Source organism: Fictibacillus gelatini DSM 15865 (assembly GCF_000430745.1).
GTDB lineage: Bacteria > Bacillota > Bacilli > Bacillales > Fictibacillaceae > Fictibacillus_A > Fictibacillus_A gelatini.
The window spans coordinates 1-18,658 of record NZ_KE387231.1 but is presented as its reverse complement, the minus strand read 5'-3'; the positions used below and the strand labels follow the sequence as shown (position 1 = coordinate 18,658).

At 39.3% G+C, this 18,658-nt stretch carries 18 protein-coding genes; 6 read left to right on the top strand and 12 right to left on the bottom strand.

The genetic code is table 11. The features are described from left to right. Window positions 1-7: 7 nt before the first annotated feature. From H538_RS0119675 to H538_RS0119640, 7 genes are all read right to left on the bottom strand, one after another. Complete coding sequence (locus H538_RS0119675) at window positions 8-337, bottom strand: hypothetical protein (protein ID WP_026679022.1); 330 nt, start codon at window positions 335-337, stop codon at window positions 8-10. Between the two features lie 9 nt (window positions 338-346). Further along, window positions 347-547 carry a hypothetical protein gene (locus H538_RS26860; RefSeq protein ID WP_245595284.1) on the bottom strand — a complete coding sequence of 67 codons (201 nt, stop codon included), beginning with the start codon at window positions 545-547 and terminating at the stop codon, window positions 347-349. A 35-nt stretch (window positions 548-582) separates the two neighbouring features. Next, entirely contained in the window at window positions 583-2,280 is a 1,698-nt protein-coding gene (locus tag H538_RS24585) for a DUF6792 domain-containing protein (protein ID WP_245595283.1), read from the bottom strand. A 9-nt stretch (window positions 2,281-2,289) separates the two neighbouring features. After that, window positions 2,290-2,877: a hypothetical protein gene (locus H538_RS0119665; protein ID WP_026679021.1), complete on the bottom strand. Its 588-nt coding sequence runs from the start codon at window positions 2,875-2,877 to the stop codon at window positions 2,290-2,292. Window positions 2,878-3,721: 844 nt separating this feature from the next. After that, window positions 3,722-4,156, bottom strand: coding sequence for a hypothetical protein (locus H538_RS0119650; RefSeq protein ID WP_026679019.1), 435 nt, complete (start codon window positions 4,154-4,156; stop codon window positions 3,722-3,724). Between the two features lie 16 nt (window positions 4,157-4,172). Beyond that, the gene (locus H538_RS0119645; protein WP_026679018.1) at window positions 4,173-4,523 is read right to left on the bottom strand and encodes an ASCH domain-containing protein; all 351 of its coding nucleotides are present in this window, start codon (window positions 4,521-4,523) and stop codon (window positions 4,173-4,175) included. A 171-nt stretch (window positions 4,524-4,694) separates the two neighbouring features. Beyond that, window positions 4,695-7,424, bottom strand: coding sequence for a P-loop NTPase family protein (locus H538_RS0119640; protein ID WP_026679017.1), 2,730 nt, complete (start codon window positions 7,422-7,424; stop codon window positions 4,695-4,697). Between the two features lie 231 nt (window positions 7,425-7,655). Here H538_RS0119640 and H538_RS0119635 point away from each other — a divergent pair, with 231 nt between their 5' ends. Next, complete coding sequence (locus H538_RS0119635) at window positions 7,656-8,345, top strand: futalosine hydrolase (protein WP_026679016.1); 690 nt, start codon at window positions 7,656-7,658, stop codon at window positions 8,343-8,345. Continuing rightward, window positions 8,342-9,175: a 1,4-dihydroxy-6-naphtoate synthase gene (locus H538_RS0119630; RefSeq protein ID WP_026679015.1), complete on the top strand. Its 834-nt coding sequence runs from the start codon at window positions 8,342-8,344 to the stop codon at window positions 9,173-9,175. The genes H538_RS0119635 and H538_RS0119630 overlap by 4 nt, the downstream gene beginning before the upstream one ends. A 390-nt stretch (window positions 9,176-9,565) precedes the next feature. On the opposite strand, the gene H538_RS0119620 is transcribed toward H538_RS0119630, so the two are convergent. Then, window positions 9,566-10,138 (bottom strand): TetR/AcrR family transcriptional regulator, encoded by a 573-nt coding sequence (locus tag H538_RS0119620; protein WP_026679014.1) that lies wholly within the window; start codon window positions 10,136-10,138, stop codon window positions 9,566-9,568. A gap of 302 nt (window positions 10,139-10,440) precedes the next feature. On the opposite strand from H538_RS0119620, the gene asnB reads away from it, so the two are divergent. The 4 genes from asnB to H538_RS0119595 all read left to right on the top strand — a co-directional run bounded on the left by asnB (window position 10,441) and on the right by H538_RS0119595 (window position 15,898). After that, window positions 10,441-12,267: an asparagine synthase (glutamine-hydrolyzing) gene (gene asnB, locus H538_RS0119615; protein WP_026679013.1), complete on the top strand. Its 1,827-nt coding sequence runs from the start codon at window positions 10,441-10,443 to the stop codon at window positions 12,265-12,267. A gap of 129 nt (window positions 12,268-12,396) precedes the next feature. Next, a complete protein-coding gene (pepT, locus tag H538_RS0119605) occupies window positions 12,397-13,629 on the top strand; it encodes a peptidase T (protein WP_026679012.1) in 1,233 nt (410 codons plus the stop codon). A gap of 304 nt (window positions 13,630-13,933) precedes the next feature. Next, the gene (locus H538_RS0119600) at window positions 13,934-15,097 is read left to right on the top strand and encodes a M20 peptidase aminoacylase family protein (protein ID WP_026679011.1); all 1,164 of its coding nucleotides are present in this window, start codon (window positions 13,934-13,936) and stop codon (window positions 15,095-15,097) included. A 240-nt stretch (window positions 15,098-15,337) separates the two neighbouring features. Continuing rightward, window positions 15,338-15,898, top strand: a complete 561-nt coding sequence (locus H538_RS0119595) for an NYN domain-containing protein (RefSeq protein ID WP_245595281.1) — start codon at window positions 15,338-15,340, stop codon at window positions 15,896-15,898. Between the two features lie 45 nt (window positions 15,899-15,943). On the opposite strand, the gene H538_RS0119590 is transcribed toward H538_RS0119595, so the two are convergent. The 4 genes from H538_RS0119590 to H538_RS25235 form a co-directional block, all read right to left on the bottom strand. Further along, complete coding sequence (locus H538_RS0119590) at window positions 15,944-16,174, bottom strand: excisionase family DNA-binding protein (RefSeq protein WP_026679009.1); 231 nt, start codon at window positions 16,172-16,174, stop codon at window positions 15,944-15,946. A 109-nt stretch (window positions 16,175-16,283) separates the two neighbouring features. Then, complete coding sequence (locus H538_RS24580; RefSeq protein WP_245595280.1) at window positions 16,284-16,529, bottom strand: hypothetical protein; 246 nt, start codon at window positions 16,527-16,529, stop codon at window positions 16,284-16,286. A gap of 260 nt (window positions 16,530-16,789) precedes the next feature. After that, window positions 16,790-17,311 carry a DUF2247 family protein gene (locus H538_RS25820; RefSeq protein ID WP_081412736.1) on the bottom strand — a complete coding sequence of 174 codons (522 nt, stop codon included), beginning with the start codon at window positions 17,309-17,311 and terminating at the stop codon, window positions 16,790-16,792. Between the two features lie 15 nt (window positions 17,312-17,326). After that, window positions 17,327-18,658: LXG domain-containing protein (locus H538_RS25235; RefSeq protein WP_211235583.1), on the bottom strand; the 1,332-nt coding region annotated here is incomplete at its 5' end.

The window sequence follows — 18,658 nt, the reverse complement described above, 5'->3', positions numbered from 1 at the left end:
AAGAGTATCATTTGATTGTTGTTTTAACTTCATCATAATATAACGTCAGTTCCTGTTGGTTCATATCGTTAATATGGTTCGTGTATGTTTGCGCCTTTTCTTTCATACCTTTTTCATAAAAATCACTGTACCCTTTTATATACATTGAGCGATACTCTACTTCTTGATTAATAGCTTCAATAATCGATCCTTCGCTGTTGTCCGTTTCCTTTTGAATGAATTTTGCCAGTTCCATGCTCAACGCTTCCATAACGTTAAGCTGCTTAATAAAGCGATTCGCTTTATATCTTAAATCCAGTTCATCCTCAAATTTATGAACTATATTCCTTTGCTCCATATGCTCACCTCACTTTCCATTTTGCAACTTGAAAATTTTTGAAACCTCTTCTTCTTTTTCAAAAAAACGTTCAATTTGTTTTTTTATGTTGACTATTAACATTTTTTCTTTTGCAATTTCTTTCTCGTAAAACGAAAACATTTCATCAAAACTACCGGTAAATGTTTGATTTAATGGTTTCAAATCTTCATGAACGGTAATTTTTTTCAACGTATACACTTCCTGGGCGTCGCTAGTGAACTTGCCTAATAAATGTTGATAAGACCCGGGTTTTCTTCCATATCGTTAATTTTCTTTAATAAATCGCTTTTTCGATAGTGCAAATCTTCAACATATTCGTCATGGTACACTTGTTTTAACTTTTTTAAAACTTCTTCTTTTTCGTGGCATATTTCTAACCCTTTATTATAAATTCTTACCGCCGAGGAAAGATTGACCTTTATTTTTTTCCCGCTTCCTTTAAACCAGATCAAGTCACCGGCTTTGTTATACGCCTTTCCGCTCTTTTCACCTAATCCGTTAATGACACTTAACAAACCGTGAGCATTTTTGCTTGAGAGGAAAATTTCCTTTAGATTTTTCGTATTCTCTTTAATGATTTTAAGCTGGCCTTTAATATCTTTATATTTTTGTTTAATTTTCTTATACACTTCAATGATTTCGTAAATTTTATATCCCTCATAGATAGGATTCAAAAATAAGAATCCATTCCATTCAGCAGCGTCTTTAACGGCATTTTGAATATCTTTCAAATCGTTTTCTATTGTTTTTACCGCGTGTATAACGTTATCTTTTTCTTTCTGGCTCATGTAATCGAGTTCAACGAAGATCTCAAAAATAGGGTCTAAATTTTTATATAAAACCGATACTTTTTCAACAAGAGCTGGAATTTTTACTTTCATATCGAGAGCGTTAGAGACGGCATCTTTTATAATACTTCCACCGTGTAAAAAGTAGTCGGACGTATCATATTCTAATAGTTTATCAATAAATTTTGGATCAAGCCCGGCCATTGCTTTTACGACGCCGTCGAACCCTTGATTATTATAGACATCCGAGTATTTTGATAAATAAGTCTGAATCGCTTTCATGTCTTTATCGGAAATCTTTTCGATAAGTGCTCGGATTCGGGAACTTTTCGCAGGATCAATAAAGTGACGGTCGCCAACATCCATAAATCCCCGAATAATACTCGCCGCATAAAGCATTTCCTCTTTTGCGGTCAAATGATGAATCTTTTTCCCTATTTCTTTGTAGTACTCCTCGGCAAAAGCTTTTAATTTGGCAGGGTCGACGTTGTAGATTTCATTGTAGTTGTTGGGGTTTAAATTGAATTTTTTAGAAATTGTCCTCCAAAAACTACCGTCTATTTTTGCAAGTTGATAAAAGCTTGGGGGAGCATCATTTATAACATAAACATTCTGAAATTGATTTGTAATCAGTTGTATGGTTTGTATTAAGTTCCCTCCTAGAGAATGACCAAGACCAAATTTCTTTAATGGCGTTTTCATTTTTTTTGACGCCATCTCTTTATTTATTTTTTTATTTACTTTTTCATCAAAACGTTTTGCAGCTTCATATTGTTTATCATTTTGTCCAATGAATATACCAAAAAGATTATACATCCAATCTTGAGGTCTCCAATTGTCTTTTTCTTTTATTTCACTTCCCCTTGTGATTGTGTAAGCCTGATTAATTCCTTTCTTTTCGTCATAAAAATGAATAACCGTTCCATCAAAGCCATAATCTTTTTTCTTGAGTTCTTTCATATCATCGGAACAGTAAATTTTTATATGAGCAGGTGGTTCTTTTCCCGTCTCTTCAATATAAATTCTTTTTATCTCTTCAACAGTAATGTCACCATACTCCAAATTCATAATTCTGGCACGTAGCATGTCCGTGTTTAATACTTCTTTGTTTAAATCCTTTGTGATTTCTCTCACCTCGATTCTTTAATTCTTAAATTTAACTGATTCCATCAACATTTTTGCTTTCTCTGCTTCTTTTTTAATATCTATATTGCATTTTTGTTTTTCATCCAAGCATGTAACATCATAGAAAAATCTAACTGCCTGATCCCCAGAGTTGGATTTAATATAACTGAAAAATCCATAAAACACTCCATTATTTTCATCATTAACTCTCTCTGTATCTTTTGCAAAATAGATGGTCTTATCATCATAGTTAAATTTACTATACTCACCTTTATAATGAATATAGTCTGATAAAAGATTTAGATTTACATCTATATCGTTTGTTATCTCTCCTTTTTCGTATGTGTTTCTCACATAATACGAAATATTGTCTTTTTTACTGCTCTCACCAAAATTAATTGCTTCGTAATAATCTTTATGCCTTTCATAATACGCTTCATCCATATTGGCGTTTTTCGGATACAGCATTGTATATCCGCCGGTTTTCGATTTGAACAAATAATATCCTTCTCTCACTTCTTTTGGGGAATCCATGAACTCTCTTGTGAATTTATCATTGAATGCGACGGTATCTGGCAATTTCTCAGATTGGTTTTCTTTATCCATTTTCCCGCAACCTCCTATTAAAAATAGTGTTAAAATAAATATAAATAACAGCGACCTCTTCAAGTGCAGAACTCCCTTCAACAGTTCTTAATATTCGATTTACCCTGCCACAACTTGTTCAAAACGTCAATATATGTCAGATAATCTTAATTCAAATGTTTCGTCATGTGAATCTTCATATTCACTATCGCTCATAAGTTCATCATAATAATTACACCCTGATAATAACAGGCAAAGAATTAAAAATACTAAATACCTGCACCCTTTACTGGTCATTTTAAATTGCCTCCCCCTTTCAATTATTTCACTTCTATCTTAAACAAAAAAGGCTTTAATTTGCTTTCAAGTGTATTTTCTTCGCCGCGCATATATACAGTGATTTCCTTTGTCTGAATTTTAATCGGTGGAAAGAGAAGAATGGCTGTTCTTTTTTCCCGGGCTTAATCCATCAGGAAATTCAGTATAATCTCTTATACGGCCCGGAGACTTAATGCCATATTTGTTGCCTCCTTCTAACAGATTGAAGGAATAAATATTCGGGTAAATTTTTCTATTTGTTTTATTTTCAACCGTCACAAACACCCTTGTTTCTTCTTTCGCAATCTCAACTTTATTAACTGTAACCTGGAATCCATCCCGATTTTCCTTTTGATTAACCGATTCTCATTCCTTATCCTCCCTGCCCTATCATTCTATCCGAGCTTCGGTATCTTACTATATATTTTCAAGGAAAATTCGCCTCCTGCATAGTACTATCTTTTTCTAGTACCCCCATGTCAAAAAGATCTTCACCAAAAGAAAAAGCCTTGCCCAAAGGCAAGACTTCTTGCGAATTTTTACTTTCCTACCAAAACATCGGCTTTGTCACCATAAACCAGAGCATGATAAGCAAAAGGATAATGTACGTCCAGATCGAACGGCTTAGCCTTTGAACGAGAGTCTCTCTGTTATGGCCAGGTTCGTTGAATTTACGAATGGATGGTGAAAACGCTCTAGCTAAAAAGAACAGGGAGCTTATCATCACGAGCAATGTCATGTCAATCCATGACGTTTTCCACGTCCATGGTCCCATCCATACGAGCAATATTCCTGTGACAACAAGGACGTGGCCGGAATGCTTTGCCAGCCTGACGACAAAACGGAACAGTCCCAAATGTTCATTCAGCACCGGTTGCTCAGCCGTTCGCAGTTTTTTAACGAAAGGAAGCAATACGAAGAAAGGACCAATCGATAAGATGACACTGAAAATATGTAAATAAAGAATAAAACGGTAAAACATCTACGGTAACAACCAATCAGCTTTCGACTGGCCGAAACTCATGGACCCATACTCTCATATGCGGCAGCCATGGCATTCCTGGATGAAACGACAAGATGGCTTCTTTATATTCTTCCACGTTTCTATATCCTTCCTGGCGGGCGTGTTCATCCGTTAATTCACCGAGAGTTTGTGAATAGACGTTCTCAACAACAAATTGCTTGCCTTCTAACGTCATAATTTCTCCGATGTCCGCATATCGTCCATTGCGGCGAGTCGCCGTTTTTTCTCCGGCAAGAACTTTTTGAATATCTTCTGGAACCGTTACCAGCCGGTCAATCGTGCATGTTTTTGGCGGCAAGGCATTTGATTCATTTTGATTTGTCATTGCATAATCCTCCTTTAGTTCGAATTATCCATTCTCCAGTTTATCCTTTATAAAGAAAAGATAACCGATCACTATTATTCTACTTCCATCCGTCCTTGAAGACAATTCACAAGACAATTTTTATGCCTATTGCCACTCGTTTTTTATGCGGCAATAGGCATTGGTACGGATTTAAACATATTGAACTTCTTTGATTACACCCATCATCCATTCATTTTGGCGTAGCTTTAATTCGAATAGTGTCATTGGATCGGTAAACAATTCTTTATTCGCTTCCATTTGATCTAATGTGTCCTGGCTTTTCTGGATTTCTAAATGCGTTTCTTCAACTGTCCGGGTTAAGACAGCAAATGGATTTTTAAAAAACATCGAAACATCTCGTTCTAATGCTTTTTCAAACAGTTCAAATTGCAATAGGAAGGTTTTTGTGACCGATTCGGCTGTGTCCTTATAATTTTCTTGTTCAATAAACTTTTTGTATTTGTTATAGAGCATCGTTTTATTTTGCGAAAGCCCGCCCAATAGTTTTCCGGCGCTTTTCAGTAAAAACCGGGACGGCGAAAACCGCAAAAAGATGTTGATTTTGTCCATTGGAACGCCGCTCGTCATACGGTCAGTATCGCGCCGCCAGTCGTCGAGCACTTGAAAATCGCAGGCAAGCTCCATTCGTTTTTCCCCATACAACTTATTAAACCCTTCGCTCATTTCGTCTAAATAAGACTTGCATTCATCGAAATCTGCTTTTGCATCGTTGATCCATTGCTGCATGTCTCGATAAACCTTAGGCAATAACGTGTTTTGTAAATAGTCCTGAACCCGATTATTCATTTCTTCATTTAATTCAAGATGAATTTTTCGGAAGTCACTGTTTTCCTTAATCAAGCTTGAGGCGCCCTGCAGAAGTTTCGGAATGGACTCAAGCATTTCTTTTTTCATTTCCTCTTTAATTGTAAGGAAGCGGTTGTTTATGTCGAGAATTTTATCTTTCTCAAGGTCACTAAGTTGATGAATCGCTCCGTTCAATTTAGTCACCATTTCTTCATTCCATTGGATCGATTCTCTTAAGCTATTTTCCATTTCCTTTCGCTTTTCGGTTAAATACGTTAACACCTGGCGAATGAAGGTTACGACTTTTCCACTACGCACCTCTTTGATCTTTCGACTCTTGAAGTTCTCTGTAAGAAATTCCGTCAAATCGTCAAGCTGCCTTCTACCTTCATATTGTGCGGAATATGGAAGCACGTTTGCATTCGGAAATGTCTCTTTTATTTTTGAAATTGTATGATTTACCGTCTCAGCAGCTTCCTCCTCACTTTCAAACACATCCATTTGATTGAGCACAAAATGAATAGGAAGATTCGGCGCTTTATCCTGTATTTCTACTAAAATATCACGTTCCCTGTTCGTAAAAGGCGACGCTGCATTTAAAACAAACAGCAAGCCGTCTGCAAAATGCAAGTAGTTGAAGGCTTCATTTCTCCGATTACGAATGCCGTTAAAGCTCGGAGTCGTTATAATGGCCAGCTCATTTTCGCCTAAAAACCGGCCTGGCAGCTTACATTCAATAAGAGCTTTTCCCTGTTCACCTTCAGCATCCGTAACGTTTGAAATGGGTTGAATGTATTCATCTGTTATTTCGCTAATTTCTTCATGTTCACCGTTTTTAAAAATGACGGCGGTTGAATGCGGAATTTCAAGTGCCTTTTCTTGAAGCAGCGAATTTATAAAAGATGACCTTCCATTCCCGCTCGTTCCGGTAACTAATAAATAATGAACGTGTTGATCTAAAAGTTCATTAACCATCCAATCAAGCCGCTGACCTACTTCCAGGTTATGACTGGTCGCCCACTCTTTTATCTGTTGAAACAGGTGTAAACTATTATCGAGTCCATTCGGGTCATGTTTTGAATTCAATAAAAGCTGTCCGGCATCCGTTACAGTTGATTCATTTATTGTAGAAGGAAAAATTTCGTTCCACGCCAATACGGCAGCTGAAGCGAATAATGCTTTTGAAACGTCGACGATTCTTAGCCAATTCGTTAACAAATTAGGGATAATTTCCGATAATTCTTTAATGAAATACTTCCCATTTATCAAATCGACATATGTTTCTTCGTATAACAAGGCCAGCTCGTGCCATGATTCTTGATTTATTTCAAATTTTAAGAAAAGGTTATTAAACTCTTGAATCCACATTAAATATGATTCTTGATCCTTATAGCTATTCCATAGCGATGAGACCATTTGTTCAAAACGCGCTTGATCAATAGAATAAATGGCGGTTAAAATTTGGTTAAAATAATCCGGTTCATATGTTATTGTCAACCCTTTGTCAATATAGGATCTTAAAATATCAAACCATTCGATCTTCTCTGTTCTTAACGCTTCATTAACTGCAAGCTCAATCGCCGCGCTCCAATCCTTATGCTCCTCAAAGAAAGCCCGGGCGATTTCAGTAACATTAGGATAATCCGGGTTGTACGAAACAACGTTCTTAATCACTTCTTTCGCCTGTTTGAAGTTGGCTTGTTCTATGTATAGTGAAATGAGTTGCAAGGCGATTTCCGTATTAAGGGTCATATCTTCTGCCGTAATTGAATTGTAAATTCCTTCAGCAGTCGATAAAAAACCGATCTCAAAATAAGCATCGGCCATATTCTTTTGGGCCCATGGCACGAGTTCATTCGTTACATTTTCCCATTTATAAATGGCCGCCTCAAAATCTTGATGATGGAAATATACCTCTCCCTGGGCAAAACGGATAGGCGATAAATCAGACAAGTTTTCCCGTTGCTCTTTCACATAAAGTTCTCCGAGCACTTGAACGGGATGCACATTTTCATCTTCTGTCATAAACGTTTCATAAAACGTCTTTTCAACCAATTGTTTCTCTATGGTCATTTTTTATCCCCCGAAAAAAATCATTTTTTATATTTATTCCTCTATTTCAATAAAATGAAACTACAATCTCTATTCTAGTATTCTAACAAAGTTTTTATTACGATTTATTTCATTTTGCTTTCTTTTTTGATACAAAACAAAAACAGATGTAAGGCAATCCGCTTTACACAACGAAAAGATCGAGATACCCTTAAGATATAGTTTTCGAACTGAATTAAAGGGGATTTTACAGTGACTTTTTATTCAACTGCGGATTCATCCGTAAACACATATAAAGATTCAAGAGTACTTGTCATGACCTCGGTCGACGCAGAAAGGGATGCTGTTTTGCGTGGCCTTCATGGCGAAAGGCGTTTTGATGTAAAATTGGCAGGAGTCGGGCAAGCTGCGGCTGCAGCAAACACAGCGGCTGCACTTGCGACCGCTAAATATGATCTCGTTGTGAACGCTGGAATCGCTGGCGGCTTTGCTTGCCAGGCTGAAATTGGCTCGCTTGTTATTGCAAACGACATCGTTGCAGCCGATCTCGGTGCAGAATCCGCTGAAGGTTTCTTGAGCCTCGATGAACTCGGTTTCGGCTCCTCACGTGCTCCTGTTGACTTGAAGCTCGCAGAACAGGCAGCGAAGGCGCTTAAGGAAGCCGGGCTTCCGGTTACCACCGGGCCGATATTAACTGTTTCGACGGTTACTGGAAGCGATAAAACTGCACAAGAATTAGCGGCACGGGTTCCCGGGGCAGCAGCTGAAGCAATGGAAGGATACGGCGTAGCGATTGCAGCCCGGCATTATAATCTACCGATTCTTGAAATCCGGGCCATTTCAAATCAAGTTGGCCCGCGCAACAAGGACGCATGGCGGATTAAAGAAGCTTTAAATATGTTAGAAAAAGCGAGTAACGTATTATTGGAGGTTTTAAAATGAGAATTGCCTTCTCACCTTGTCCAAATGACACATTTGTTTTTCATGCATTAGTGCATGGGCTCGTTCCCGGTGCACCAGAGTTTGATGTCACCTATGCAGACATCGATATCACTAATAACCTTGCCACGGATCCGAACGGGCCGGAAATATTGAAGATTTCATATGCGGCTCTACCATGGGTATTATCCGATTATGCATTGCTCCCATGCGGCGGAGCGCTCGGAAGAGGATGCGGCCCGCTCGTTTTGACAAAAGACGATGAAACCAGTCCGGAAGCCCTGTCCGGCAAGCGGGTTGCCGTTCCAAGTGAACGTTCAACCGCCTACCTCTTGTTCAGATTATGGGCAGCACAAAACGTTCCCGGCGGCATTGGGGAAATTGTCATTATGCCGTTTCATGAAATCATGCCGGCCGTTCAGGACGGCAAAATCGATGCAGGGCTCGTTATCCATGAAGCGCGTTTCACCTACCCGGAGTACGGGCTCCATCTTATGGCTGATTTAGGAAACTGGTGGGAAGAAGATACCGGTTTACCGATTCCGCTTGGAGCGATCATTGCGCGCAGGGGACTTGACGTCGGGAAAATTTCCGGGTGGATCCGTGCATCGGTCGAATACGCATGGAAACATCCAGAAGCGTCTCAAAGCTACGTTCTTGATCACGCTCAGGAAATGGATCCTGAAGTCGCAAAGGCGCACATTAACCTTTATGTCAATGATTTCACAGCAGACTTAGGCGAAGCCGGATATGAAGCGATCACCACTTTGCTTAGCCGGGCAGCCAATGAAGGACTCGTTCCGAAATTTGATTTAGATTTATTAAAAAAATAATTGATCGGCACCTTTGATTATAAATAGTTGAAGGTGCCATAATATTACACTTTACAAGAACGTATGTTCCCATTATAATAAAGATAATGGGAGTGATGAAGATGGAAGAACTTCTTGATTGGATCAACAAAATGGAAGTCGAAATGGAACTCATTCTGAAAAAGCTGGACGAACTCCAAGAAAGATATTCCGGTGATTGATTTTTTTATAGATTACACTTGAAAAATTCACGTTTTCCCTGCTATATCGCTCTTATTCTTCTTGGAAAAGGCTCAAGAAGAATATAAAAAAGAGGAGGCGGTCGGTTAGGTGGTACCCATTCGTGAACTTGGATGACAAGCCCACTTAACATGATAAACCTCTTCAAGCACCTGATTATTGTTCTTCTCCCTAATTTTTCAGCAGCATTTTTCTCAACAACATTAAGAACTCATCATCGCTTTTGTCGCTTTTGCGATAATCCAAATTATAGGAAAACATCATCCTAACGAGCAAAAAAGCTGTAAGCGGCAATGGCACGTTTTCTAATTCTCCATTATTTATCCCTTCTTCAAGCAAATGCGTCACCATCCTTACCGCATCTTCTTCGGACTGCTTGAAACAAAGGCTAATCTCGGGAAGACGAGCTTGTTTATACTCTTGAAAGAGTGTTGATACAAATGGATCATGACAAGACTCTTCACTAATATATTGAAGAAGCCGCTGCAGCCTTTGCACAACATCGGCATTACTTAAATGCTCGTTTTTTGCCTTTTCTCGAATCCTTATAATATGTTGCATGTAACAATCAAGCAGAATCTCTGTTTTATCGTCATAGTAGTAATAAACCGTTCCTTTTCCGATACCCGCCTTTTTTGCGATTTGATCGACCGTCGTATTCCGCACGCCCTGTGAAGAGAATAACCTGGTCGCTGCTTTGATTATTCTAATTTTTTTGTCCTCTTTGTTTTCCATTCTTAGCACCTTTATCCAGTCTATTTTATACCATTATACTGATCTTTGCTGATGAATCAAATAATACTAACAAATGTGATATAAGCACTAATAGAAACAGGCAGAGATAGGACTAAACTCGTATTTTCAAGCAAATCGATTATAATTGTTTGCCTTTCATTGTCTTGCGATTTACCATTAAAATATGACCAAAATCAGAATTCAGTCGAATTCATTCTATTTTTTTACGATGATTCGACTGAATTTGCAACTTGGTCGACTTTTTCGAGGGGGCTTTGATAGGAGACCAACGAAAGAAAGAAGGCAATAGAATGTGTGGAATTGCAGGCTGGATTGATTGGACAAGAAATCTTTCCGAACAACAACCTATTTTAAAGAAAATGACGGATCGCATTATACATCGAGGACCGGATGCGGACGGGTTTTGGTTTTCAGAGCGTGCGGCATTTGGCCATCGTCGTTTGATTGTCATTGATCCGGAAGGCGGACTCCAACCAATGCTTTATCAAGATGGCGAATATACAATAGCCCTGACCTATAACGGGGAGCTATACAATTACAAGGAGTTGCGCAAAAAATTAATAGAAAAAGGCCACCACTTTCAAACCAATTCAGATACAGAAGTATTGCTTCATGCCTATTTAGAGTGGAAAGAAGATTGTGTGAAACACTTTAACGGCATTTTTGCGTTTGGAATTTGGGATGAAAGACGCCAGCAGCTTATGCTCGGTCGAGATCATCTAGGAGTGAAGCCTTTATTTTATACCGTGCAGGGCAGTGCCATTATTTTCGGTTCTGAGCTGAAAGTACTGCTTTCCCATCCGCTGGTAAAAACAGAGGTAGATCGCGAAGGGCTTGCTGAAGTGTTCGCCCTCGGACCGATGCGAACACCCGGAAATGGCGTGTTTAAAAACGTAAAAGAAGTACGGGCAGGCCATTACATGACGTTTACGGCCAATCGGGTCAAAACGGAACGCTATTGGAAACTTGAAAGCAAAGAACATACGGATGACGTAGATACTACCGTTCAGACGATTCGTTCGATATTAGAAGATACCGTCAAACGCCAATTACTATCCGACCGTCCGCTTGTCACGATGCTTTCCGGCGGACTTGATTCGAGCGGGCTAACCGCTATGGCAGGCGCTGAATATAGACGGAACGGAAAAACGCTGCATACGTATTCAATCGATTTTGTCAACAATGAAAAGGATTTTGAGCAGGATTTTCTTCGCCGCGATCTCGACGAGCCATGGGTAAAACGGGTATCAGAGCATGTCGGAACTAACCATCATTCAATCGTTCTTGGAGCTGACAAGCTAGTCGAGAATTTGCTTGTTCCGATGCGGGCCCGGGACCTGCCTGGCGTCGGGGAGCTTGAAACATCCCTTTATCTTTTGTTTAAAGAAATGAAAAAGAATGCAACCGTCGCCCTTTCCGGCGAATCGGCGGATGAAGTCTTTTCCGGCTATCCATGGTTTTATCAAGACCAGTTTTTAAATGCTAATGTGTTTCCGTGGAATGTTAACCTTGGCTATTTTTCTAGTATTCTATCTGAAGATTTAAAAGAGAGCATTCAGCCCGAACTATACCAAAAACAAAGATTTTTGGAAGCGCTCAGTGAAGTTCCTTTTCTAGAAGGAGAAGAAGATTTGCAGGCAAAACAGCGGCAAATGTCCTATATGTTTATTACCAGATTCCTTCCGTTCATGCTTGATCGAAAAGACCGCTCTAGCATGATGACAGGATTTGAAGTACGCGTACCGTTCTGCGATTACCGGCTTGTCGAATATTTATGGAATGTGCCATTTGAATTGAAAAGCATCGACAATATTGAAAAGGGAATTCTTCGCCGGGCTTTTGAAGGCTATCTCCCAGACGATGTGCGCAATCGGAGAAAAAGCGCCTATCCAAGCACAAAAGATGCCGCATATTTAAAAGGGGTCAGCAACTGGATGGTCGATGTATTAAACGATCCAAATTCACCGATTTTACCGATGATCAACAAAGAACGGGTCCGCACTATCGCCGATGGCAACGATAAAACAATAAACGGAACAGAGGCTCGCGGATTGATCGATTATCTTCTTCAAGTGAACTATTGGCTTAAAGAATATGATATTAGTGTCCGGATCTAACACTTTTTTGAAAATGTCTCGTTTATCGGGGCATTTTCTTAACTTTCAAAACGAAAATCTGCAATTGGGTAGAACATTAAAATCATGATAAGATAAATAGCGAGGATCGAAAAAGGAGATGAAGAAAAGTTGAAAAATGAAATCATTGAACGATTCACTTCCTATGTGAAAGTGGACACACAGTCTGATGAAAGCAGCAGCACATGCCCTTCAACACCCGGACAGCTGGAACTCGCTCGTATGCTTGTAGAAGAATTAAAGTCGATCGGCATGGAGGAAGTGACCATGGATGAAAATGGATACGTCATGGCAACGCTCCCTTCTACTACAGAAAAAGAAGTACCAACGATTGGATTTTTAGCTCATGTCGATACGGCAACTGATTTTACCGGAAAAAACGTCAATCCACAAATCGTTGAAAACTATGACGGAAAAGATATTATCTTAAACAAAAGCTTAAATGTCGTCCTTTCCCCAAAAGACTTCCCGGATCTAGAAAAATATATCGGGCATACGCTTATTACGACTGACGGGACAACGCTTCTAGGCGCCGACAATAAAGCGGGTATTGCTGAAATTATGACTGCGATGGCGTATTTAATCCAGCACCCTGAAATCAAGCACGGAAAAGTTAGAATCGCTTTCACGCCTGATGAAGAAATCGGACGCGGTCCCCACAAATTTGATGTAAACGCCTTCAATGCAAAATTTGCCTATACGGTTGACGGCGGGCCTCTTGGAGAGTTGGAATATGAAAGCTTCAATGCCGCTGCAGCCAAAATCACGATCAGAGGGAAAAATATCCACCCCGGTTCAGCCAAAGGTAAAATGGTCAACTCCGCTAAAATCGCGATGGAATTAAACAATCGCCTTCCGCAAGAAGAAGCGCCGGAAACAACGGAAGGATACGAAGGCTTCTATCATTTAATTTCAATTAACGGCGATGTTGAAGAAACAAAACTGCACTATATTATCCGTGACTTTGACAAGGAAGAGTTTCAGGCAAGAAAAGCCAATTTAGAAGCAATCGTAAATGAGTTACGAAAAACATATGGTGAAGAAAATATTCTTCTTGAGATGAACGATCAATATTATAATATGAAAGAAAAAATCGAGCCAGTTAAAGAAATCGTCGATATTGCCTATGAAGCGATGGAGAGCCTCGGCATTCAACCGAATATTAAGCCGATCCGCGGCGGTACAGACGGTTCCCAGCTATCGTATATGGGGCTTCCGACACCAAATATTTTCACTGGCGGGGAAAACTATCACGGCAAGTACGAATTTATTTCAGTAGACAATATGATTAAAGCGACCAACGTGATCATTGAAATTATTAAACGCTTTGAACAGAAAGCATAGGAAGCGGACACTTAAAGCTAACCTTATTTAGCCGGGTTAGCTTTTTATGTTTTTCACCTGATCATATTCTACAATTTTTAACATAAAATAAAGTACCACGACTATTGCTTTTCAAGATCATGTATCCCTACCAGCACTTGTTTGATATGATTTATAAAGGGTATGTATTGAAAATAATATCAAGTATTGTGAATATTTTGCCGTTATGCTACATTATATGGAAGGTTTTTTAGCAAAACGATAGATCCATTAGTAGTTTTGGTTATGATCAGGACGGAGTTGTTTGAAAGGAGCATTTTTCATCATGGAGGCATTACTTGAAGAAATTAAGCAAGAGGTGATGGAGATATTTGAACACCTTCATCACCATCCAGAAGTAAGCTGGAAGGAAATTGGGACGACAAAATTTATTAAACAAAAGCTCGATTCATATGGCTGCCGTACGTATACCTTTGATGATTGTACGGGGGTCATCGGCGAAATTGGTGAAGGTTCTCCCGTCGTTGCCGTCAGGGCCGATATGGATGCTCTCTGGCAAGAAGTGGACGGTGAATTCCGGGCGAACCATTCTTGTGGACATGACTCCCATATGACAATGGCGCTTGGTGTTCTTCTTCTTTTAAAGAAATTGAAATCATTGCCCGTCGGAACGATTCGCTTTATCTTTCAACCTGCCGAAGAAAAAGGCGAAGGGGCTCTGAAAATGATTGAAAAAGGCGTCGTTGATGATGTCGATTATTTATATGGCGTTCATTTGCGGCCGGTTCAGGAAACAAAAAACGGGCACGCAGCACCCGCCATCATCCATGGTGCCAGCCAATATATTGGAGGAACGATTATCGGGGAAGATGCTCATGGGGCAAGGCCGCACCTTGGCACTAACGCAATTGAAGTGGCATCGACGCTCGTTCATGAACTGGCCCACATTCATATTGACCCGATGATCCCTCATTCTGTCAAAATGACGATGCTCCGTGCCGGCGGAGAATGTTCCAATATTATTCCAGGTCAGGCGGAATTTAGCCTTGACTTAAGGGCGCAAACGAATGAAGTGATGGAAACGTTAGTCGAGCATGTGAAAATGGCGGCAGATTCTGTGGCGAATTTTTACCAGGTGAAAATCGACCTCGTCATCCCGCCACATCTTGCCGCTGCCCGGGTGCACCCCGAGGCCCAGCAAATGATGGCTGAAGCAATTTGCGAAACGATTGGAAGCGAAAACTTAGATCTACCGCTCGTTACAACAGGCGGAGAAGATTTTCATTTCTATGCATTAAAACGGCCACATTTAAAATCAACGATGCTCGGGCTTGGGTGCGGACTTGAACCTGGTCTTCACCACCCCCACATGACGTTTGACCGGGAAGCTATTTTAAAGGGCATCCACATATTAGCAAAAGCCGTATTAAATACGCTTGAAAAAGGAAATAGCGAAAGAGGCAAAATCCAGGAGCTTAGCACAACATAACAATTTAGTGTTTACTCAAGTTTTTCCAAAAACTTGAGTAAACTTTTTTTGAATAACCGGGCGTTTAGTGACGATTAAAGAAAATACTTTGCGAATTTTTATACATTTTGTTTACATTCTTAATTAATTTGAATATAATATAATTAGAATTAATCGCTACCGTTCTTTTGTGGATGGTAGGCCAAGAACAACAGGGGGATGCTTGCATCCCCCTGTTTTATTTTATGGGAGTGAGGGCTTATGATCTCTGCCAGAACTGCTTTGTTTATTGATGGCGGGTATTTAGATAACATATTACGTGCATTTGGAAAAGCAAAGATTGATTACGAAAAATTAGCAATGTGCATGAGTGAGGATCGCCAATTGCTTAGAGCCTACTATTACCACTGCTTACCGTACCAGACCTCACATCCAACAGAAGAAGAAAGCAAACAATTTTCTAATGCACAAAAATTTTTCCGAAAGTTAAATAGACTAAACAGTTTTACAGTACGTGAAGGAAAGCTTGCTTTTCGCGGTATAGACGATGAAGGAAGAACGATTTTTGAACAAAAACGTGTTGATGTTTCTTTAGCTACAGACATTGTATTACATAGTACAAAACGCTTGATCACTCATGCCTCATTATTGACAGGCGATAGTGATTTTCTCCCCGCCCTCGAAATTGCTAAATCCGAAGGTGTACATTTAACCTTATTTTATTCTGATAAAGAAGATACCCTTCCACATGATGAATTATTAGATATTGTTGATGAAAGAAAGGTTATAGACTATAACTTTATCGATTCATTGAGACGGTAATTGCCTTAAATATGGAAAGTATAAAGGACTGGGAATGCTTTATTCCTAGTCCTCGTCTTTTGCATCCCAATCTTCGGGAATCGGTTCATTCATATATTCTTCGACCATTTTTTTATACTTTTCCATTTGCTCAAGGTGGGTGTTGAATTGCTCTTTATTGATCAAATATTGCGTCCCGTCATGAATCGCGCGTATCCTTTTTTGCAGGATAAGGTTTTCAATATACGATTCAGGGAGCGATAAATATTCAGCGGTTTCTTTGATTGATAGGTACATATTATCACCTCAACATTCAATGCCAACATAATTTAGAAGTACAGCGATCAGTGAAATAAAGAATTATGCAATCTAAAGTCGGATTTTCTTCATAAATAGCGAGGAGCCATTATAAAAACTCTTGATGGTACTCTATAACTGTTTCATCTTTCCAAATTGGTGCTCTTCCTTTTTTCATTAATTGAAAATTTGTCATGCCAGTATCAGGATCGATTCTCTTATAATCGATATCAATCCTTTGAAAAACCCGTCTGCTAATATCTCTTTCTTCTCCATTAATCTTCTTTTTTCCAGTATAGTCCACAGCTTTATAGTTTTTATAGTCTTTACCTGTACCCTTAGTATACTCCTTCACCACTTTCTTTTCGATACCTGTAATCGCCTTTTTCCCGAGTTTGGTGACGCCTTTTTTATAAGTCTTCCGGGGACGGCATCATGCTGCGATTAATTGCTCGTCTGCATCCGGGCGTTTGTTTTCATAAGGATTGGCCTTTTTGCGCAAAGTTTGCTAGTGTGACATTATAGGCGACACTTTTTCTATTTTAATGTTAAACATAAAAAAACCTTAACTAGCATGTTGTGCTAATCAAGGTCATAATCCATTAAAAAGGGAACTCATTTAGTAAGTATTTTTTGTTCTCTATTTAGGAAATCATTAAATAAGTTAACAAGTCTGATAACATTCTTCTCTTGTGAATATTGCGAAGGATTAAAGTCATCATTAGGCGCTAGATAATTAATAAAGCTATCCATATCTTCTGGATAATTAAAGTCAGCATACACTTCAGCAACCTTATCTAATAACTTCTCAAAATCATCATGATGAATCATTTTTAAGTATGTAAGTAAAGCAAATCTCCATTTTCTTATTTCAAACTGCCAAACATCGGCGTCTAGGTTCAAATCATCAATGTTCGACTCTTTCAATATATTCACCAGTAAACTCTCGTAATCGAAATCATCCCCACCCCATGCAAGCTGAATAATGTTTTGATTGTTAGCTTCAGGATGGCTACTTAAAAACTCAACTGCATAATTTGTTATGTCACCATATTTAATTAGATCAAGTTTTAAGCCCACATATATTGTTTTCCAATCGTAATTTATTTTGTTTTGCTTGAAAATATCTATCAACATATCCACTAATCACCTTCATTCTTTGGGTCTTTGGTTCGGAGCTCCTGTTATTTGCCCATTAGGAATAAATCTTCTATGTGTAACACCTTTGGCTGGGTCAACAATCCACTCAAATATACCGTTTTGGTCTTTAACAGTTGTTATTCTCTCTTTAATCCTTAAGTTTTTATTATATAAATCTTTATAGTCGTAATACTTCATTCCGCCTTCAATTTGATATAATTTCCTTTTAACTCCGTCACCACCAACTATCTCAAATTCTTTAGCATGCGGAGTATAATTATCAATAATATCATTAAAACCATGTTGGCCGTCCGGTTTCTTTAAGGCACTTCCCGATCTTGTATTATCGAGAACCGGATGTGAAATATTTTTACGCGTACCTCCAGTACACTCCTTCGCCAATTTCTTTTCGATACCCGTAATCGCCTTTTTCCCGAGTTTGGTGACGCCTTTTTTTATAAGTCCTCCGGGGACGGCATACTCTGCGATTTCTAATGGAGTGCCTTCAAATGGGGAATCTAATTCTCGGACCCCTCCTGCCCGGTTTTTTGGTACCTTATCGACAATTTGATATTGTTTATTAAAATTCTTGTCTTTATATTCCCTTACAATCATTCCATTGGCGAGGATATGGTAATCACCGTCATATTCCGCATATTCGTCAATGACATGAACCGTTTTGATTTTTTGTTCCTGTAGCGTTTCAAATTCTTCTTTCGTTACGTTTTTATTTTGTAACTGTGCGATGTACGAAGACGCGATTAATTGTTCGTCCGCATCCGGGCGTCTATACTTGTTTTCATAAGGATTTGTCTTCTGGGCAAGGTCGCCTATCAAGTCATTATAGGTTTCATACGATGTGATTTGTTTTACCGAGTAATTTGAAATAGTCACTTCGCCGCTTTTGATTGCCGAGCTGATCTGGTTGATATAGTTTGCCATCAAGGCGAGGTCTTGTTCTACCGTTTCCAGCGCGGCGGTTTGCGCTTTATCAAAGGCGTGAAGCTGTTCGATCGTCGTTTTCGCATGTCGTTTCGCTCGCCAGATGTTTTCCACCACTTCTGTTTCATCAAGGAAAGGAAGATCAACAATATCCCGGACTTCTTTCATCGCCTTGTTCGCTTCATCGACGATCCCGATGGTTGTTGTCTCTATTTTATGAAGTCCCGCTCTTACATCATGATCCAAAAAACTTTCGCTAATAAAGCCGTTTGGATCAGGCTCAAAATTTTTCAGCTGATTTTTGATCGATGTTAAAATGGCTTCATAATCTTTAATGAACGATTCAAAATAAAGCAAAAACGAAAGGTGGCATTCCTGATAGAACAAACGGATCGCCTGCCC